Raw genomic sequence first — 19,731 nt, 5'->3', positions numbered from 1 at the left:
CATGTGTAAGAACCACTAACTAACGAAAGTGGAACACCTGAGCAAGGCTCATGTGTAAGAACCACTAACTAACGAAAGTGGAACACCTGAGCAAAAGCTCATGTGTAAGAACCACTAACTAAATAAATTTAGCAGTGGTTCTTTATAGCAGTGGTTCTATATAGCAGTGGTTCTATATAGCAGTGGTGCTTTATAAAAGTAATGCTTTATTGTAATGGTTCTGTGGGGGTTATTGTTGTTTAAACGGATTTGTTTTTGCTTTATTTTTAGTATTCTCTCTGTTTTCTTTATTTTGCATAAAAGGAATTGCAAACCATAGAATATGGAGCATACTTGCTAAAATTACAAGTATAATTGGAATGAATATTTCAACGATACTAATATTAATAACAAAAGATGCTAGGATAAATGCTGTTATTGATGGTACAGCACAGACAATAACAACGGTTAATAAAACAAATTGAACCACTTGTGTAGCAATCGGACTATAAATATCCAGTATTAAAATGGCAATGTAAAATAGTGTGATAAACACAAGTAACAAAATAATCCATCCTGTTGCCATACCACCTTGAGTTTTAATGTAATCTTGGTAAGGTGGAAGTGTAGGTAAAATAAATAGAATCATCGCTGACAACCATGACAAAATACCGAAAAACATAAAGAAAATTTTTGAAGTATCTGTTTTATTCATAATAACAACCTCCTAAGATATCAAATCTCTATTGGCTTATATTAAGTAAATATATGGCATGCTATAATTAATGATGATTGCGCTTTCATTAATTTATATACCCTTTAAAGAAAGTTTTAACGCACAGTAAAAAGGTAATATATTAATAATACTGTATTAGATTCAATTTTTGATGATAAAGAAATAACTATAACTTCACCTGTTTAAATGGTATGTTTATGTTAAAGAAACGTGTTATAAGGGGCTAAGTTAATGGATAAAAATTTATGGTTGCATTTCACAACACAACGTCTTATCATTAGACCGTTGGAAGAAAATGATTATGAATCATGGTTACGAGGTTTTGTAAATAGAAAACCATCTCAATATAAACATGACAAGGGTCAATTAGATATGTCAGATGCCACCGAACCTTGGTTTGCAGCTATGGTAACTAGACATCAAGAGGCAATTAAATCGGATGATTTATATATCTTTGGCATCTTTGATAAGGCACATAATCATTTAGGTATGCTTAATATTAAAAACTTAAGTCGTGATCATTTTCAGTGGGCAGAGATTGGCTATTTTATTCATAACCAACATTGGCAGCAAGGGTATGCTTATGAAGCATTAACAGAATTAATTAAACAAAGCCGCGACACACTGAATTTTCATAGAGTTGAGGCCCATATCAATATCGATAACCCAAGGTCTGTGAATTTAATTGAAAAAGTAGGATTCCAATTTGAATGTGTCCGTAAGGGATTTATATTTGAAAATGGTCAATGGACAGACCATTACGTTTATTATTTAAATACACATGATGAAATTTTAAAAACATAAACCAAGAAAGGAAGGAGTGTCAACATGGAGTTTAGAGAGTTAACAATGGGAGACGAAATGATGTATTGTGATTATATGAGAGAGTGGATTGATCACGATGAAAAAGTTGTACCTGAAATCACTAACATTACAAAGTATAATAACTTTGAAGATTTAGTACATGAATTAGCAGACAATAAATCTCATGATGCCTCGGTAGATAATACGACGCTGTTTTTAATCGATGATGATGAGATTATTGGTGCTGCAAATATTCGTCATAATTTAAATGAGCAACTGAAAACAGTTGGTGGCCATGTTGGCTACGGCATCCGAAAGAAACACCGTGGCAAAGGTTTTGGTAATAAATTATTGAAAAAATCTTTAGATTATTTATCAAGAATTGGTGTACAAGAAGCATTGATAACATGCGATAAGGAAAACGAAGCTTCAGCGGCAGTCATTCAACACAATGGTGGGGAAGAAATCGAAGCTTCAACGTTAGATGATGGAACAGTAGTACGTCGTTTCCAAATTGAAATCGCCTAATAATTACAAAATATAAAGCATGATTTAAATGATCCGCTTGTAAAAACACCGACAGGAGTCTTATGACTTTTGTCGGTGTTTTTGTCGTTTTAACTGTCGTAAAGCATGTGGGATTACTTCAATTTGTGTAAGAAACCAAATTACTAATGAACACATTTAAAATTTTTAAGAAAAAAATAGAGATTAATTAGAATCTAATAAATAAAAATTCTTGTTTTCAGTGAAATTTTAATCTGAAAGTGAATCTATATTTATTGTAAAAAATATAGATTTTAATAAAATAATACAGTATAATATAACCCAAATGACTTTTTCGGTATTTTTTTTATTATAAGAGTGAAATGTTCATAAGGGCGAAATAATAAATGAATGGAGGATGCGTTTATGAATATCAATATTTTGGGATTTAATATTTTTGCTAAAGGTGGAACTTCAAGAAGTAATATTAATTTGATTAAATCCTTTTTAAAGCAAGGATATACAGTTAATTACTTTAATAATTTAGACTTTGATCAAGATGCTATTACACGTTTGTTTATACATGAAGCTATTGATAATGAAAATTTAAAGATATATAAATTTAGAGATATAAAGCTATTATCTAAATGTGATGTATTAATTATAACAAGAGAAGATTTATTCCATTACGCCAAAGACGTCAAAGCGATTAATAAATCAACTAAGGTCATTGGAGAAATACATGGACCAATGGAATATATAGATGATTCAATAGACCTTTGCTTAGAAGCAATAGATGGTGTGAGAGTTAGTACAGAAGGCATTAAACAGAGGTTTATTTGTAAATATAACTATAAATCAGTATTTAACAAATACGTTAATGCAGAACATATTAAAATTAATAAAGAACCAATAAATACGAAAAGAAACCTTTTAATCAAAGCACGCTTTGAAGATGGCATTAAAGATATTTCATATGTAATCAAATTGGTGAATTATATTATTAAAAACACTGAAAGAGACGATATTCAACTTTATATTGTTGGTTATGGTCCATCAGAAGCCTTATATAAGAACCTCGTAAATTATTACAACTTACAAGATAATATACATATAAATGAGAAAGAACCATTAAATTATATTTATATTTCCTCATCACCGTATGAAACGTTAGGATATTCAATTTTAGAAACATTAGCTAGAGGAAATAGAGCACTTATCTACCCTGGTAATGATGATGTACTTAGAGAAGTTTATGACAAATACGAGGGTATTCAATTTTTAGAAAAAAACCTTTCTAGGGACAGCAAACTATTACTTTCAATGTTAAATAATAAATATTCAAAAGAAAATAGACTAACAGATGTTGAAAATTTAAATACAGAATTTCTTGATAGTGAATACAGCAACCAATATTTAAAACTATTTAAAAAAGCGTCTCAAAACAAACGTCCGCTTGTTCCAACAAAATATAGAAAAAGAGTACGCCTTCAACCTAAAAATAAAATTGAAAAACTAGATAGTGGTAGAGTTTTATATAAAGATTTAAAAGAAAAACCTTTTTTAAGTAAGGTGTTAAAAAATAACATTTTCTTCGAAGGGTTAAAAAAATATTATAATAACCGTAAAGAAAGACTAAGTAAGAAAATATTAGATGGTATAGAACCAAAAGAGAGTAATGTATTTATTGAATCGTTCCATGGTAATAATTTTAGTGGGGACCCTAAATATATCGCACTCAGTATTAAAAAAAACTATCCACAAAAAAATATTTTTGTTAGTTCAGCTAATTCTTTAGTAGACATTGAAATTAGAAACTACGGTTTTAAACCTATACGCTTTGGAACTGAAGAATACAAAACTAAATTTAGGCAATGTAAGTATGTCTTTATGAATAGCAATTCGTGGGATAAAGTATATAAACATCCGGATCAAGTGTTTGTACAAACTTGGCATGGCTTCCCGTTGAAAAAAATGGTCAATGATTTAGGAGACGAAAAAGAACGCAAAGATCAATTAAAACAATTCAGGCCACGTATGAAAAAATGGGACTATTTATTAACATCTTCAAAAATGAATACGATGTTACTTGAATCGGCATTTAATTTAAAAGAAAATAAAAATCTGCAAATTTTAGACTACGGTGCTCCTCGAAATGAATATTTACTTAATCAAGTAACTAACGATGAACGTAAGAAATTACAAAGAAAATATTTATTTACGACGAACGAAGATAAGAAATATATTTTGTTCTGTCCAACATGGAGAAAAAAAGAAAGAGAAAATTTAACAAGTATTGATTTAGTGAAATTATTAGAATATCTTCCTAAGGAATATGAAATCATTGTGAAATTACATCCAAACGAAGGCATGCTCAGAAGTAAATATAATAGTTTAGATGCTAGAATACATTGTTTTTATAATGAATTTGTAGATATTCAAGAATTATATATTCTTTGTGAAACGATGATTACTGATTATTCATCAACTATCTTTGACTTTGCACATTTAAATAAGCCTATTCTGTTATTACAAGAAGATGTAGAAATGTATCAGAAAGATATTGGCTTCTACTTTAATATTTTTGAATTAGGACACTTCCCAATCGTTTCTTTAGATGAAGAAAAACTCGCGCTGCAACTTAAAGGCATGCATTATATGGATTATTCAAAAATCGTGAACCGACTGATTTCAAAAGATAGTAAAGAAAGTTCGCAACAAATATTAAAGACTGTTTTTAAAGAAACTAATAGTAATGGGATGGATAAATAACATGAGTACAGAAATGATATATAGGATCAATGATCCAATTGACTTTAATAATGATAAAAGAATATTGATAGATACTGAAAGTAACTTAAATTATTTAGAAATGGTAAGAAAAAATCCTGAGCTTCATGAACAGTACAAGACATTGTTAAAAAATGATTATATACTTTATTTTCATCAAGGGACTATTTCTAAATTCTATAAAAGAAAACATGTCAAAGAGCTATTTCAAAGAAAAGATTTGAAACAATTTCGTGATCTTTTCTATACTTTGGATGAACCAGAAGGCAGAAAAGTAAATGAAAATGTCCCTAAGAAATTGTTAGTTATTTTCACTTGTATGCCTAATCTACAAGAGTATGATAGTGCATTAATGCCTAAGCGTATGTTTCCTAAATTCTTTGATGGTATTGAAAGAAGTTTAGTGAAAAATGTTTATACGATGCGTATTATGGACTTGAATGTGTCTCACGGATCTCATTATATTAGTACGACAAATTATCCAGAATACGAAGAAGATATTCAAGATGCGATTAGATATGCAGCGAGCCAATTAGGCATTGAAGATGAAAACGTGGTACTATACGGTGGATCAAAAGGTGGAACGGGTGCGCTATATCATGGTGCAGCATTAGATTTTAAGACAGTAGCGGTAGATCCAATCGTCAATATAGGTGGCAATTTAGCCCAAAATGATAGACGCTTTATGAAAGGATTAAGAAAGGAAGATTTAGTTCCTTCAATTGAGCAACATTTGAAGCAATCAAACGATGCAAAAAAATATGTGATTTGTTGCGATAATGTTAAATATTATTTTGATGAAACAAATCGTATTGATAATCAGTTAATTAATAAGATTAACTTAGATGACGATATGGTTGTGAATCATCCAGACGTTTCACGCAACAGTGTACCAGAACAACTTATGCTGTTAAATGGCCTATTATTAGGTAGATAAAAATTAATAAATTATAAGAGAAATTGTAGAATTATTACAGTTTCTCTTTTTTATTAGCGTAATAATCTTCACTTAAATGTAAGCGCAAACACAAATAAAAGACTTCGCAAGTATTTTCACGTATAATTGTTTTAGTACTAGGTATTAAAATTAAACTTAGAAATGAGGTTAATATATGTCGAAAGTTATTAAAGAAATACATAAAGCTTTTGAGCGTTTAGAGGATGGTATGACTGTTCTAGCAGGAGGATTTGGATTGTGTGGTATTCCAGAACATAGCATTGAAGCAATTCGAAACAAAGGTACGAAGGGGTTAACGGTAGTTAGTAATAATTGCGGTGTTGATGATTTTGGTTTAGGTCGTTTATTAGAGCATAAACAAATTGATAAAATGATTAGCTCTTACGTGGGGGAAAATAAAATTTTTGAACAGCAACTTATTAGTGGAGAACTAGATGTTGAATTAACACCTCAAGGAACATTAGCAGAAAAATTACGTGCTGGTGGAGCAGGGATTCCTGCATTTTATACTAAAACTGGTGTTGGTACACGTATTGCTGAAGGTAAAGAAACACGTAAATTTGATGGAGAGACATATTTAATGGAACATGCAATTAAAGGCGATTTTGGTATTGTAAAAGCACAAAAAGCAGATACCTTCGGAAATCTTGTCTTTGAAAAGACCGCGCGCAACTTTAACCCTCTATGTGCGATGGCAGCTGCAACAACTGTAGTTGAAGTAGAAGAGTTAGTTGAAGTAGGTGAAATTGATCCAGATGAGGTGCACCTGTCTGGTGTCTATGTTGATTACATTTATTTAGGCTCTCATTTTGAAAAAAGGATCGAGAAACGTACGTTTAAGGAGGCTAACCATGGATAAGCAATTACAACGTAAAAAAATTATTCAGCGTGCAGCACAAGAAATTAAAAGTGATATGGTCATTAACTTAGGTATTGGCATGCCTACTTTAGTAGCAAACGAAATGAATGATCACGTAGAGAATGTTTATTTTCAATCAGAAAATGGATTGCTCGGTATTGGTCCGTATCCTACAGAGGCAGAAATTGACCCGGATTTAATTAACGCAGGTAAAGAGACGGTAACTGCTGCAAAAGGCGCATCTTATTTTGATAATGCAGAATCGTTTGCTATGATTCGCGGTGGTCATATTGACTTAGCCATTCTCGGTGGTATGGAAGTCTCAGAATCAGGAGACCTAGCGAATTATATGATTCCTGGAAAGTTAGTAAAAGGAATGGGTGGTGCAATGGATTTAGTCGTTGGTGCACAAAAAGTTGTCGTCATAATGGATCATATGAATAAACATGGAGAATCTAAGATTAAGTCTCAATGTGAACTACCACTGACGGGCGCTAGTGTGGTGAATACATTAATTACTGATTTAGCTGTATTTAAATTTGAGAATGGTATTATGAAACTTGTTGAATTGCAACCTGATACAACGTTGGAGCAAGTAGAAGCTAGTACAGAGGCACATTTTGAAAATGAATTAAAGTAGGTGGCGCAATTGGTAAAAGATAAAGTGACGATTATTACAGGGGCAGCTAGTGGTATAGGATTAGGCATCGCTAAAGTATTTTTGGAAAATGAAGCCAAAGTAGTATTAGTTGATTTAAATCAAGATAAGCTCAATGAAGAAACAGACAAATTGAAAGCACAAGGCTATAATTGTATTGCTATACAAGTAGATGTTACAGACGAAACAGCTGTGAAATCAATGATTGAGCAGACTGTCTCTTATTATGGACGATTAGATATTTTGTTCAATAATGCTGGTTTACAACATGTTGAAAGTATTGAGTCTTTTCCTACAGATAAATTTAGACAAATGATAGATATCATGTTAACAGGGAGCTTTATCGGAACTAAACATGCAGTGCCTATTATGAAGCGACAAAACTTTGGCCGTATTTTAAATATGGCTTCAATTAATGGTGTGATAGGTTTTGCAGGGAAAGCCGCGTATAATAGTGCGAAACATGGGATTATCGGTTTAACAAAAGTATCGGCATTGGAAACAGCAACAGCAGGTATAACAGTGAATGCAATTTGTCCTGGCTATATCGATACACCCTTAGTACGTAATCAAATGGCAGATTTAGCAAAAGACAGAGGCGTAGAAGTAGAGCAAGTGTTAGAAGAGATATTGTATCCATTAATCCCACAAAAGCGTTTGTTAGATATTAAAGATATTGCGGATTATGCTTTATTCTTATGTAGTGATAGTGGTAAAAGTGTAACAGGACAAGCGATTCTTATAGATGGAGGCTATACAGTACAATAATTTAACATTAGAGCAATTTATTTTTAAATTCATGATAATTTCCAATTAAAATATGTTACGTTAAAGTTAACAGCGTAAAGTTTAATTGGAGGTAAGCGTTCGATGAAAAATTCAGAGGCAAATGATACAAGTTGGTTTACAATTATTTTTCCTATGGCTTGCGCTATTATGTCTGATTACATGGATAACCATTTGTATAGAAATATAATCATTGCATTACTAATTTTAGTGTTTATTTATTCAACTATTAAAAATTTGAAAATTACATTGTATGGTATAAAAACACAAGATAAAAATGTTCGTACTTGGATTGGCATAAGAACAGATTATTGGATTATTTTTATAAAAAATATGATTGCATTTTGTCTCATGCTTGGATTAGGCATGACTTTTTTACTTATTAAAGGTAAACTGTTTTGGATAACAGTGCTTATTATTGCAGTAACATACACATTATTTTTATTTTTCGAGCATTTCATTGAATCTAAAACTGACATATATGAAGAAAATCATACAGATTAGAGGTGGCTTATGCGTTATATAGATGCACAGGAACAGGAAGAATTATTAGATATGAAAGAGATTATTGATGCAGTGGCAGAATCACTAAAAGCATATTCTGAAGGTAAGACAAATACCCCACTGCGTTATGCATTACCTTTTAATGAAGATAATCGCTATCTCGTTATGCCAGCACTTTCAGATGAGTTAAAGATTGTGGGCCTTAAGACTGTGACAGTAGCTCCTAATAACACAAAAATTGGTAAGAACACCATTGTTGGCTCTGTGATTCTATCGGATTATGAAACAGGTGAGACGTTAGCTGTTTTAGAAGGCTCGTATTTAACTAAGATTAGGACAGGTGCCATTTCTGGTGTGGCTACGCAGTATCTTGCGCGAGAAAATGCGAAAACACTTTGTGTAATCGGTACGGGTGACCAAGCACAAGGGCTTATTGAAGCGGTGTTAGCTGTTAGAGATATTGAGCGCATACAATTTTATAATCGTACTTATGATAAAGCAGTAAACTTTGCTAAAAGGGTTCAACAAGACCATGAACATTTAAAGCTAGTTGTTAGTGATGATGTTGAAACAGCTATAGCAGGTTCAGATATTATCGTAACAGCGACTAATTCAAAAACGCCTGTGTTCAAACAACGCTTAGCGCATGGGGTGCATGTAAATGCGGTTGGCTCATTTAAACCAGACATGCAAGAATTGCCATCTGAAGCGGTTGGAGATGCAGACAAAGTCGTTGTTGAAGCAGTAGAAGCTGCAATGGAAGAGACGGGAGACTTAATTAATCCTGTATCAGAAGGTATGTTTGCACAAGATTATTTATATGGTGAACTTGGACATATCGTTGCTTCAAAGTTAGAAGGGCGCGTGTCTGAAGATGAAATCACGATATTTAAATCTGTAGGTGTTGCCATTGTAGATATAGTGGTCGCAAATTACTTCTATCAAAAAGCGATAAAATCATAATTAAAGTTTAAAAAGTGAGCTAAGGCACATTGTTGTTTTAGCTCACTTTTTAATATATTTAGTAGCGCACTCAATTTCAAGGTATCGTAAGCGTCTGGGACATAAAGTTATTGGACAAGCTGAAGCTGTTACACCTAAGAAAGTGAGTCAACAATGTGAAGTATTGAAAAAATAAGCACTTTTATCTAACTAGAACATATAAAGAATTCAAAAATGAGTGGTAAAGTGTAAAAAAATAATATCTTAAGCTTTAAAGAAACATAGTATATTATAGTTAATATTTTATATCTATGAAGGAGGTTAAAGTGAAGCGCATATTATTTGTATTATTTCTTTTAATTTTAGTGACATTGCAATCTAATGATGTATTTGCTGAGTCATCTATTGATGTAACAAGGGCACATGGTAATAACATGAGCGATTTTTATCAGCCTAAAGGTAGTATTATAGCAGACAGTCAAACAGGTAGAATATTATGGGAAGAGCATATTGATAAACCGTGGAGGCCTGCAAGCATGTCGAAACTAATGACGTTATCAATTGTGTTAGAAAGAATTCAAGATGGTTCTCTCTCCATGGATAAAGCGGTGACTGTAACTGCCGATGACGAACGTTTTAGTCATCACCCGTTACTCAGCAATAATATCATGCATGAGGGAACACAATATACTATAAAAGAGCTTATTAATTTACTGATTGTACCTAGTTCGAATGTTGCAACACGCATGCTCATGCAACAGGTGGAACCTGACACAAGTAAATTTGTAACAATGATGAATCAAAAAGCTAGAATGCTCAAGATGGAGCACACACATTTTACCAATCCATTTGGTGCTGAAAATCGTAGTGTCGGAAATGAATATTTACCACCAGGCAGTAACTTAGATGAAGATAATTCATCGACGGCCCGAGATTTTGCCAAATTGGCTTTTTATTTAAAGCATACATATCCATACTTAACGTCTTTTACAAAACATATTACATACACCAGCAAACCCAATACCCCCTATGAAGAACATTTCCATACGTATCATCATTCATTGGAAGGCGATGTTCATGAATATAAAGGGACAAACGGATTGAAGACTGGATCTAGTGATAAAGCAGCATATAATTATACTGCTACAATAGATAGAGGAAACTTTGGCCTCGTACAAGTTGTTATGGGAGTAGGGCATTGGGACGTTGATGATTCAGAGTACAAACGACACGTCCTCGGCAATGCGCTATTGGATAAGGTATATAATCAATTCGAATATAAAGAAGTTATGCCTAAAGGTAAGCAGTTTATCAATGGTAAATGGTATAACGTCGAAACGCCTTTACGTGATGTAGTAGAAAAAGGACAACAAATAAAGTTTGAAGTTAAAAATAACCAATTATTAGTTGCGGATACTCAGCGACAATATCTTACAAGTGATATGAAACAACCAAGTGTTACAGTGACACCACTTAAGCAAAATTATATCTACATGGTAAGTCGATATGGATGGTATTTATTAATTGCACTGTGTTTAATCGCTATTCTATGTATAATTTCTAGAAATAGAAAAAACATAGATAAAATAAAATAGCGATGTAAGTAATAAAATGATCCACAAAAATTTAAGAAACTCCTAGAGTTAAACTTTAGGAGTTTTTTAATGTTTAATTATTTAATTGGGGCCATGCCTTGCTTCCATGAAGGATAAATTAGTTTCCCACCTTGGTCGTGAAATTTAGTATTATTAGCACCACGTTCATGCGATTCTGCAGGTTGAATATTGATTTCAGGGGTCACATTTAATAAGTCTGCATACCATTGTGCCCATACATCACCTTTAACTGGTTCATCATCCACGATATTATAAATACCTGACTCAAAGTTTAATGCTTGAATTGCCACTTCTACTGCATCATCAATATGAATAAATGATTGTATACCATCAGTCATGGTGACAGTTCCTTCATTAAATAAGTTATAAATTATACCGCCCTTACCATACCATGTACCTGGACCGTATAGTAATCCGTAGCGAAGTACAACATCATTTTCAATACGTGAAGTTTCGCGTTCTAAACCCTCAACACCGTCAACTGTGATTTTACGATTGCCTGTGGCATTGTAATCAAGAGGTGTATCCTCTGTTGCTAACGTATTACCACCTTTATAAGTAAAAGCAATACTTTGAGATTGCATATGTTTTACGCCATTTTTCAAAGCGGCCTCGACAAGATTTTGAGTTCCTTCAATTCTAACCCTTGTATTGGCTCCCATATCTACATTTTTTAAATCTGTAATTTCATTCATAATAATATCTGGTTGATAATCGGCTATTGCAGATTCTACTGTATCATATTTTAAAATATCTCCAATGTATGCCTCAATACCATTATCAACGAGTTTTGACTTTCCTTGTTGTGATGTCGTAAATCCAGCAACTTGATATCCTTCTTCTAATAGTCTCTGTGTTAATTTAGTACCTATTAATCCTGTCGCTCCAGTAACAAATATGCTTGTCATAGTTACATCCTCCGATATGTGAATATTAATAATTAAATTCACTTTTTTTACGATACGTAAACACTTTTAGGTGAAAATGTATTGTACTAAGAGAGGATTAACAGCTTTATAACAGTGTGGAATTTTAAAGCAATTCATTTTCTTAACTACTTGAATATAGTATGATGCTTATAACAAATACGTAATTAAGTTAGGAAGTTTTAATATGAAATCAATATTGCTAATAGGACAGTCAAATATGGCAGGGCGAGGTTACTTGGAAGATGTTTCGCCTATTTTAGATGAGCGTATTATGGTACTTAAAAATGGTAGGTGGCAAATGATGGATGAACCGATTCATAGTGATCGTTCTGTAGCTGGTGTTGGACCAGCTGCCTCATTTGCTAAGTTGTGGTTAGATGACCATCCTAATGAAACGATAGGCTTGATACCTTGTGCAGATGGTGGAACCTCTATAGATGATTGGAATCCAGAGCATGTACTTGCTAGGCATGCTATTACTGAAGCACAATTTGCACAAGAAACCAGTGAAATAGTAGGCATATTATGGCATCAAGGTGAGAGTGATAGTTTAAATCAACAATATCAAACATATGCTTCAAAATTAAATGAACTTATTGATCATTTTAGAACAACGTTAAATGTGCCGGAAGTACCATTTGTGTTAGGTTTACTTCCAGATTTCTTAGGAAAATCAGCATTTGGTCAAAGTGCCATAGAATATAAAGCAATTAATAAGGCGTTACAGCAAACGGCTGAAGAAAAAGACAATTGCTATTATGTTACAGCCGAAGGGTTAGCTTCTAATTCAGACGCTATTCATATCAATGCAGTTTCTCAACGTCTCTTTGGTATGCGTTACTATCAAGCATTTTCAAAATGTGAACACGTTATTCATCCATTACCAGCAGAAACACAAGCTGACACACTATTATATAAACAAGAACATACAAAAAACGAACAAATGTATATGCTTGTTGCTCAGTTCTCCAAAAATGAAATTACTTATGAGAAGTTTGTTTCTCTGATATCCAAATTGTGATATAAGTCCAATTCTATAAGTGATAAATAAGTAAATAATGAAAGAAGAACCTTATTAAAAAGAAAAGGTTCTTCTTTTTTTGTTTATTTTTAGTTGTGTATAATATTATTTTTTATTTAGAAATGTAGATTGATTGAATTTAGTATTAGAAGATATGTATTTTAAAGAATATAACAAAATTATATTGATGACTAACAAACTAAATGATAAAGTATAAAGAATGTATTATAAAATATAAATTAAAAGATGATATAAGGGAATGAATATTTAATGAAAATACTTATTACTGGGGGAGCAGGGTTTATAGGTTCACATGTAGCACAATTTTACTTTGATAATGGGAATGAAGTATATGTGTTAGACAATTTGTCAACGGGATTTAGGGATAATATTAAATTTATTAAAGACGATTATTTTTTTAAAGAAGATGTTCAAAATAAAGATGCGATTAAGGAAATACTAATTGAATATGATTTTGAAGTTATAATTCATTTGGCTGCAGTAGTTAGTGTTGTGGAAACAATAAACGAGCCTGTCAATTCAAATGAAATCAACATAGATTCGACATTGAACATACTAAATGTATTAAAGCGTTACAATTTGAATATAAGAAGGTTTGTGTTTGCGTCTTCGGCAGCTGTTTATGGTAATAACTTAGAGCTACCAAATAAAACGGGAGTAGCAGTAAATCCACAATCTCCTTATGCAATTCAGAAATTTGCAGGAGAACAATATAGTAAAATTTTTCACACGCTTTACGACCTTCCGACGGTTAGCCTAAGATTTTTTAATGTTTATGGGCCTAAACAAGATCCAAAATCTCCTTATTCAGGTGTTTTATCTATTATGAGAGATAAATATATAAATAATGAAGTTTTTACTTTTTATGGTGACGGAACACAAACTAGAGATTTTGTATACGTCAAAGATATTGTACAAGCGATAGATATAGTCATTAATAATCAAAATGCAATTGGAGGTATTTATAATGTAGGGACTGGGAAACCTACATCTTTAATTGAAATTTTCAAAACATATGAAAAATTGTATGAGTTACAAATCGACTTTAGAAAAACAAATGAAAGAGAAGGAGATATTAAACACTCATACGCTGATATAAATGATTTAATTTCATTAGGTTATAAACCTAATTATGATTTGGATATAGGTCTACTTAATTACTATAAATTTTCAAAACAGGAGGTACATTAATGCAATATGCAAAGAAAAATGGGATGAACATTTTGTTGAATGAAGCGTATAGTGATTTCAATGAAGGAAGAGTTTTAAATGGCAAAAGAAAACTTTTGTTCAAAAAGTTTTATATATATAAGAATGGTAAAATATGTAAAGTTAAAAAGCAAAACAATGAAGACATTGAAATATTAGAAACATATGATAATTCTGCAAAAGTAGAAAATACATTAGTCGTTATTTATATAGATCCTAAAAATAGATTGTCATTTATTATAATAAAAAATGACCATCCTAAACTAAAAAGAGAAGAAGTAATTGAAAAAGCAGAGTCAAATCCGCCACAAAAATTGAAAGTTAGATCAATATTTAAAAGGTTTTATATATTTGGTGTAATAAGATTTAGATATGCAAATATGAAAAAAGTGAATATTGCGTTTGGTTATGACAAGTCGCTTAACTATGAATTTAAATATTTGTTTTCTCAAAAGATAAGAAAAAGGCTTTCTGAGGTTACTAACAAATTAGGTTTGTTGGCGCATTTTGGTTATGTAAAAATCAACCACAAAGATTTATTAAATAAGTATGTAGAATCTAGTGAAATCAACTTACCAGCATATATTAAATCAACAAATAAAGACAACCTTAATTATTACTATCCGCTGAAATTTGATTACAGAGATAAATATAATAAAGAACATTATGTTTATGGCTCAAAAAGTTCTAAACTAAATGAAAATATAGAGTTTTTTGTGAGAAAATCAATTACAGGTCAAATCGTACTAGTGATGACAGACTACTTAAAAACATCGATAAAGATAAAAGAGAAAATTGCGATGGTTGTTTCGAAGTTTGGCAATAAGGAAAAGTATGATATATATTTTGAAAAATTCGCTAAAAATGCTGGTGAATCGGCTTTTGAACTATTTAAAAAATCCAAAGAAGAAAATGATGATTTTTCTAAGTATATATTAGACAAAGAAAATGAAGATTTTCATCAATTACAAAATTATTATGGAAAGAATAATATATTAGCACATAATAGTTTTAAATCATTTTATTATATTTTGAAAGCTAAAAGATTTATTTCATCAGATCTAGTTAGTCATTTACAGAGAAGATTATATGATAATAGTAAGACATTCAAAAGAAAAATTCTAAGTAATGATAAAAAAGTATTTTTACAACACGGACCTTCTTTAGCTACAAATGTTTTTGAAAGAGGGTATTTTAATAAAAAGGTTCCAATTTGTCCAGATTATATTATCACTAATTCAGATTTGGAGTCATCTTATTTTAAAAAGTATCCCAAATTTAAAGACAGTGAGTTGATACAAAAAGGTATTCCTAATTTAGATTTATACACGCAGAATAAATCTAATGAAAAAACACAAATAACATTTATGCTTACATGGAGACCTTGGGACATAACTGGAAAAATTGAAAAAAATTCATATATTGATAGGTATCTGCAGTTCTTGAAAATTGTTGAAAATGACCCGTTTTATAATGATATAAATATTAATATAACGTTACATCCAAAAGCGAGATTAATGATAGAAAACCAGTTTCCTGAAACTTATGAAAAAATAAGTAGTTATATATATGAAGGAGATATAAAGGATGCATTAATTAAATCTAAAGTAGTTATAACGGATTACTCATCGATTTGTTTTTATGCATTTGCGGGAGGAAGTAATATAATATATTTTTGGGGTGATAAACAATTCGCAGAACAAGAATATGGTGCTCCAAACATACTCCAAGATAACAATAGATTTGGTGATGCAGTTTTTGAAATAGACCAATCATTGAATGCTTTCGTGAAAAGTAACTATAAAAATAAACAACAGCACGAATATATTAATAGATATAACAAAATGATTGAATATAGTGATGGTAATAATACTATTAATGTCTATAATGAAATTAAAAAGTTATAATGAATCTTATTTTATGCTATACAATCTACTAGTTACAGTAAAATCGAATTGCCCAGGAAATAATTTATGTATTTCTATAATTTTATGAGACTGTAACAGCGTATAGGTACAATGCTCTGATATTATGAGACGAGTTGTGTACTAACTTGAACTAAAATAACATAAAAGAACCCCTTTAAGGCACACTTTTGCTAGTGTAGCGTTGAAGGGGTTTTTATTTTTATAGCTTTAGTCTAAGCGACCTTTAGTTATTTTTGTAAGACGCTCATTTACATCGAATATTTTGGCATTTACATAAGGTATGCCCATAGATTTGATACGTTGGCTATGCATATCTAAATACTGCCTTGCATTCGTTTTATTTTCGAATGCATAAATACCGCCTGCTTCTTGTTCTGACTCATTCTCAGTCCAAATCTTCCATAAAAATCCTGGTTCCTGGTTGATGGATGATGCTAAATCTTCAAATTGTTGAGCCATCTCATTACCAAATGGTCCATTTAAAGGAAAATCTACTTGTAAAATTGTTACCATTAAAAACATCCTTTCGAAATTAAGTAATTATAAGTTCATCATAACTATAATTAGTAATAACGTGTACCAACAAAAGTTTGAGTTTGTCGTATATTTCATTAAAAAAATAGAAATGTTAAATAGCTATGATGATATAGTTTATATTTTTTAATGAAAGTCATTTTGATTTAAATTTACTTTTAAAGGGAAAATGGTTAAAACTATGTTAATAAGGAGGATAAATATGGATTATACATTGTTAGGTAACTCAGGCTTATCGGTATCGAAATATGCGCTTGGCAGTATTCCGTTCGCAGGCACAAATGGTTTTGAAAATGCAGGTGGCATGTCTCAAGCGTTGACTGACTATGTGATAGATTATGCATTGAACCAAGGTATCAACCAATTCGATACTGCTAATTTATACGCTAAAGGTGATGCGGAAATTGCATTGGGTAAAGCGATTAGAGATAAACGTGAACAGATGGTTATTAGCAGTAAGACAGGCTTTCAATTAACAGATAATCCAAATGATGGTGGAGCAGGAAGAGTGAACATAGAGCGCTCAATTGATGCTTCTTTAAAACGTTTGAACACAGATTATATTGACTTATATTATACGCATTTATGGGATGGCCAGACGCCTGTAGAAGAGACGATACAAGTGATGAATGATTTGATTAAAAAAGGTAAGATTCGTTATTGGGGCGTGTCTAATTATAGTGGTTGGGCATTAGCCAAGACACATACTTTAGCAGTAGCAAATCATATGGCACCTCCAATCGCTCAACAGATTTATTATACACCTGAATCAAGAGAAGCAGAATATGAGTTATTACCTGCTGGCAAAGAATTAGGTATAGGTAATAGCATTTGGTCACCTTTAGGGGAAGGATTATTAACAGGTAAGATTAATAGACAACAGTCTGGTGAGTCCGGCACAAGACAAGGTGATGGTTGGGCAGAACCATATATCAAAGATAAAACGTTATTTTATAATCTCATAGATACCTTACAAGAAATTGCTGTCCAACATCGTGTTTCAGTAGCTCAAGTCACACTTGCATGGCTTAGAGAGCGTCCCAATGTCGATTCTTTAGTTTTAGCTGCTAGAACGAAAGAACAGCTACAAGATAATATTGCTTCATATAATTTAAAATTAACTAACCAAGAAACAGCTGCAATTACTGATTTAACTAACCCAGAGCCTATATATCCACTATGGCATCGTGCTATGAATTCTTATGATAAAGCATCAGAATCAGAAAAAGTTTATTTGGATGGTTATAATCAATTAATGTCTAATAAAGATACGCTATTGTAGCGATAGTGTTGTTAAAAATAATCAAAGACAAAAAAGGAGTTATTCCAAATTTGAGGAATAGCTCCTTTTTTGTCTTAAAAAATACCTATAATTGCATTTAAAAGCAATACCATGATTAAACCACAAATACCGACAATCGACTGTACGATAGTAATAGTTTTAAATGTTTCACCCATGGACATACCAAAAGATTCTTTGACTAACCAGAACCCACCATGATTTACATAATTGAAGAATAAGGAACCTGATCCAATTGAAATAGTTAATAATTCTTTGTTTATACTAGGGTCTGCTTGAACAAGTGGGAAGATTAAGTTAGTTGCACCAACAATACCAACTGTTGCAGAACCTGTTGAAATGGATAATAGTGCAGCAACCACCCAACCCATGAGTAATGGAGATAATGAAAAGCTGTGTGCTAGGTGAACAATAGCAGTGCCTACCCCCGAATCTTCGAGGACTTGACCAAATGCGCCGCCACCAGCAATGATAAGTATGATTCCTGCAATAGGTTTTAAGCTGCTACCTAAGGCGTCTCGGATTTTTTGCGTATCTTGTTTGTTAAAATAACCAAGTACAGTTATGGCATAGAGTACACCAATAAACATGGCTATAATCGGACTTCCTAAAAATTCAAAAATTTTATATTGTAATGTTTTTTCTCCAAAGAAGACCCCTGCAATTGCATGTAGTAACATCATGATGACAGGTACTAAAATAGTTGAAAAAGCTAAAATGGTTGGTACTGACTCCGCTTCTTCATCTTTATTATCATCTTCTGAAGTATATTGATTTAACAAATCTTGATTTGGCTTTACAGATAACCTAGGTGTAATAAATTTTCCGTATAAAGGGCCGGCGATGATAATAGTTGGAATGGCACAGATAATACCAAATATCATCGTTAAACCTATGTTAGCATTAAACTGATTTACAGAAATAAGAGGACCTGGATGCGGTGGTACCATACCATGCATGGTTGCTAATGCTGCAATAACAGGTACGCCAATTGCAACATATGCAGACCCTTTAATTTTATTTTCGTCTTCCAATTTTTTAGCAATTGTAAAAATCAGTGGCAAAAGCATTATTAATCCGACTTCGAAAAACATTGGAATACCAATGACAAACGCAGCCAATGCCATCATCCAAGGTAATTTTTTATAAGATGCATTGTGGAGTATAGACGAAGCGATTTTGTCACTTGCACCAGAGTCGGATAGTATTTTGCCGAGCATTGCTCCTAGAGCAATAGTTACCCCAGTTTCTCCAAGTGTGGAACCGGCACCTGCTTCTATCGATTCGACAATTTTATCGATACCTAACCCCGAAGTGAATCCAACAAATATAGCTGTAAGCAACAACGCTAGTAGTGGATGGAATTTTAATTTAGAAGTGATTAAAAAAATCAGTAACACAATACTGATTACAGTTATAATCAATAGTTGATAATCTTGAGTTGTCAATGGATGTTTCCCCCTTTGAATATGACGAAATTAATTAATTCTTCCGTTATATACATCAGATGTTAAATGTTTTTGAATAAAATTAATTTTGGTCATGAGAAACATTTTAAAACAAATCAAAAATAATTACAATAAACCGTTTTCATTATACTGGTGAAAATAGAAAATTAATTTATTAAATGTTTAATATTATCTTGCAATTAAAAATATTAGGTGTATGATG

General features: G+C 31.9%; 18 protein-coding genes. 14 read left to right on the top strand and 4 right to left on the bottom strand.

From position 1 onward, the window contains the following. Positions 1 to 229: 229 nt before the first annotated feature. Complete coding sequence (locus D9V42_RS11495; protein ID WP_107554884.1) at positions 230 to 694, bottom strand: hypothetical protein; 465 nt, start codon at positions 692 to 694, stop codon at positions 230 to 232. A gap of 252 nt (positions 695 to 946) precedes the next feature. Between D9V42_RS11495 and D9V42_RS11490 the strand changes: the two genes are divergently transcribed. The 10 genes from D9V42_RS11490 to D9V42_RS11445 all read left to right on the top strand — a co-directional run bounded on the left by D9V42_RS11490 (position 947) and on the right by D9V42_RS11445 (position 11,097). Further along, positions 947 to 1,519, top strand: a complete 573-nt coding sequence (locus tag D9V42_RS11490; protein WP_107530601.1) for a GNAT family N-acetyltransferase — start codon at positions 947 to 949, stop codon at positions 1,517 to 1,519. Positions 1,520 to 1,543: 24 nt separating this feature from the next. Continuing rightward, positions 1,544 to 2,047 (top strand): GNAT family N-acetyltransferase, encoded by a 504-nt coding sequence (locus tag D9V42_RS11485; RefSeq protein WP_107554882.1) that lies wholly within the window; start codon positions 1,544 to 1,546, stop codon positions 2,045 to 2,047. Between the two features lie 384 nt (positions 2,048 to 2,431). Beyond that, positions 2,432 to 4,777, top strand: coding sequence for a CDP-glycerol glycerophosphotransferase family protein (locus tag D9V42_RS11480; protein ID WP_122065063.1), 2,346 nt, complete (start codon positions 2,432 to 2,434; stop codon positions 4,775 to 4,777). Between the two features lies 1 nt (position 4,778). After that, the gene (locus tag D9V42_RS11475) at positions 4,779 to 5,732 is read left to right on the top strand and encodes an accessory Sec system protein Asp2 (RefSeq protein WP_122065061.1); all 954 of its coding nucleotides are present in this window, start codon (positions 4,779 to 4,781) and stop codon (positions 5,730 to 5,732) included. Positions 5,733 to 5,907: 175 nt separating this feature from the next. Then, positions 5,908 to 6,612, top strand: coding sequence for a CoA transferase subunit A (locus D9V42_RS11470; RefSeq protein WP_122065059.1), 705 nt, complete (start codon positions 5,908 to 5,910; stop codon positions 6,610 to 6,612). Continuing rightward, the gene (locus D9V42_RS11465; protein ID WP_122065057.1) at positions 6,605 to 7,252 is read left to right on the top strand and encodes a 3-oxoacid CoA-transferase subunit B; all 648 of its coding nucleotides are present in this window, start codon (positions 6,605 to 6,607) and stop codon (positions 7,250 to 7,252) included. The genes D9V42_RS11470 and D9V42_RS11465 overlap by 8 nt, the downstream gene beginning before the upstream one ends. A gap of 9 nt (positions 7,253 to 7,261) precedes the next feature. Beyond that, positions 7,262 to 8,038, top strand: a complete 777-nt coding sequence (locus D9V42_RS11460) for a 3-hydroxybutyrate dehydrogenase (RefSeq protein ID WP_122065055.1) — start codon at positions 7,262 to 7,264, stop codon at positions 8,036 to 8,038. 102 nt (positions 8,039 to 8,140) lie between these two features. Then, on the top strand, positions 8,141 to 8,560 hold the full coding sequence (locus D9V42_RS11455) for a hypothetical protein (RefSeq protein WP_122065053.1): 420 nt from the start codon (positions 8,141 to 8,143) through the stop codon (positions 8,558 to 8,560). 9 nt (positions 8,561 to 8,569) lie between these two features. Continuing rightward, positions 8,570 to 9,523 (top strand): ornithine cyclodeaminase family protein, encoded by a 954-nt coding sequence (locus D9V42_RS11450; protein WP_122065051.1) that lies wholly within the window; start codon positions 8,570 to 8,572, stop codon positions 9,521 to 9,523. A 305-nt stretch (positions 9,524 to 9,828) separates the two neighbouring features. Continuing rightward, a complete protein-coding gene (locus D9V42_RS11445) occupies positions 9,829 to 11,097 on the top strand; it encodes a DUF1958 domain-containing protein (RefSeq protein WP_158593190.1) in 1,269 nt (422 codons plus the stop codon). 77 nt (positions 11,098 to 11,174) lie between these two features. Here D9V42_RS11445 and D9V42_RS11440 read toward each other — a convergent pair whose 3' ends face one another. After that, a complete protein-coding gene (locus tag D9V42_RS11440; protein ID WP_122065047.1) occupies positions 11,175 to 12,026 on the bottom strand; it encodes an NAD-dependent epimerase/dehydratase family protein in 852 nt (283 codons plus the stop codon). Positions 12,027 to 12,231: 205 nt separating this feature from the next. On the opposite strand from D9V42_RS11440, the gene D9V42_RS11435 reads away from it, so the two are divergent. From D9V42_RS11435 to D9V42_RS11425, 3 genes are all read left to right on the top strand, one after another. Then, positions 12,232 to 13,068, top strand: a complete 837-nt coding sequence (locus D9V42_RS11435) for a sialate O-acetylesterase (protein WP_122065045.1) — start codon at positions 12,232 to 12,234, stop codon at positions 13,066 to 13,068. Between the two features lie 270 nt (positions 13,069 to 13,338). Beyond that, a complete protein-coding gene (locus D9V42_RS11430) occupies positions 13,339 to 14,280 on the top strand; it encodes an NAD-dependent epimerase/dehydratase family protein (protein WP_122065043.1) in 942 nt (313 codons plus the stop codon). Next, on the top strand, positions 14,280 to 16,205 hold the full coding sequence (locus D9V42_RS11425) for a CDP-glycerol glycerophosphotransferase family protein (RefSeq protein WP_122065041.1): 1,926 nt from the start codon (positions 14,280 to 14,282) through the stop codon (positions 16,203 to 16,205). Before D9V42_RS11430 ends, D9V42_RS11425 begins: the two co-directional genes overlap by 1 nt. Before the next feature lie 228 nt (positions 16,206 to 16,433). Here the strand turns inward: D9V42_RS11425 and D9V42_RS11420 are convergent, their stop codons facing one another. Then, complete coding sequence (locus tag D9V42_RS11420; RefSeq protein ID WP_122065039.1) at positions 16,434 to 16,739, bottom strand: monooxygenase; 306 nt, start codon at positions 16,737 to 16,739, stop codon at positions 16,434 to 16,436. Between the two features lie 223 nt (positions 16,740 to 16,962). Here D9V42_RS11420 and D9V42_RS11415 point away from each other — a divergent pair, with 223 nt between their 5' ends. Further along, the gene (locus D9V42_RS11415) at positions 16,963 to 18,042 is read left to right on the top strand and encodes an aldo/keto reductase (RefSeq protein WP_122065037.1); all 1,080 of its coding nucleotides are present in this window, start codon (positions 16,963 to 16,965) and stop codon (positions 18,040 to 18,042) included. A 74-nt stretch (positions 18,043 to 18,116) separates the two neighbouring features. Here D9V42_RS11415 and D9V42_RS11410 read toward each other — a convergent pair whose 3' ends face one another. After that, the gene (locus D9V42_RS11410; RefSeq protein WP_122065035.1) at positions 18,117 to 19,508 is read right to left on the bottom strand and encodes a GntT/GntP/DsdX family permease; all 1,392 of its coding nucleotides are present in this window, start codon (positions 19,506 to 19,508) and stop codon (positions 18,117 to 18,119) included. Between the last annotated feature and the right edge of the window lie 223 nt (positions 19,509 to 19,731).

The organism is Staphylococcus pseudoxylosus, from assembly GCF_003697915.1.
Taxonomy (GTDB): domain Bacteria; phylum Bacillota; class Bacilli; order Staphylococcales; family Staphylococcaceae; genus Staphylococcus; species Staphylococcus pseudoxylosus.
Note: the sequence above shows the minus strand (reverse complement) of the source record. Positions and strands in the feature narration are given on the sequence as shown.

What these genes read in the sequence shown, in the direction of transcription:
- D9V42_RS11495 (WP_107554884.1), bottom strand. Translation starts at nt 694, where the DNA reads ATGAATAAAACAGATACTTCAAAAATTTTCTTTATGTTTTTCGGTATT.
- D9V42_RS11490 (WP_107530601.1), top strand. Translation starts at nt 947, where the DNA reads ATGGATAAAAATTTATGGTTGCATTTCACAACACAACGTCTTATCATT.
- D9V42_RS11485 (WP_107554882.1), top strand. Translation starts at nt 1,544, where the DNA reads ATGGAGTTTAGAGAGTTAACAATGGGAGACGAAATGATGTATTGTGAT.
- D9V42_RS11480 (WP_122065063.1), top strand. Translation starts at nt 2,432, where the DNA reads ATGAATATCAATATTTTGGGATTTAATATTTTTGCTAAAGGTGGAACT.
- D9V42_RS11475 (WP_122065061.1), top strand. Translation starts at nt 4,779, where the DNA reads ATGAGTACAGAAATGATATATAGGATCAATGATCCAATTGACTTTAAT.
- D9V42_RS11470 (WP_122065059.1), top strand. Translation starts at nt 5,908, where the DNA reads ATGTCGAAAGTTATTAAAGAAATACATAAAGCTTTTGAGCGTTTAGAG.
- D9V42_RS11465 (WP_122065057.1), top strand. Translation starts at nt 6,605, where the DNA reads ATGGATAAGCAATTACAACGTAAAAAAATTATTCAGCGTGCAGCACAA.
- D9V42_RS11455 (WP_122065053.1), top strand. Translation starts at nt 8,141, where the DNA reads ATGAAAAATTCAGAGGCAAATGATACAAGTTGGTTTACAATTATTTTT.
- D9V42_RS11450 (WP_122065051.1), top strand. Translation starts at nt 8,570, where the DNA reads ATGCGTTATATAGATGCACAGGAACAGGAAGAATTATTAGATATGAAA.
- D9V42_RS11440 (WP_122065047.1), bottom strand. Translation starts at nt 12,026, where the DNA reads ATGACAAGCATATTTGTTACTGGAGCGACAGGATTAATAGGTACTAAA.
- D9V42_RS11435 (WP_122065045.1), top strand. Translation starts at nt 12,232, where the DNA reads ATGAAATCAATATTGCTAATAGGACAGTCAAATATGGCAGGGCGAGGT.
- D9V42_RS11430 (WP_122065043.1), top strand. Translation starts at nt 13,339, where the DNA reads ATGAAAATACTTATTACTGGGGGAGCAGGGTTTATAGGTTCACATGTA.
- D9V42_RS11425 (WP_122065041.1), top strand. Translation starts at nt 14,280, where the DNA reads ATGCAATATGCAAAGAAAAATGGGATGAACATTTTGTTGAATGAAGCG.
- D9V42_RS11420 (WP_122065039.1), bottom strand. Translation starts at nt 16,739, where the DNA reads ATGGTAACAATTTTACAAGTAGATTTTCCTTTAAATGGACCATTTGGT.
- D9V42_RS11415 (WP_122065037.1), top strand. Translation starts at nt 16,963, where the DNA reads ATGGATTATACATTGTTAGGTAACTCAGGCTTATCGGTATCGAAATAT.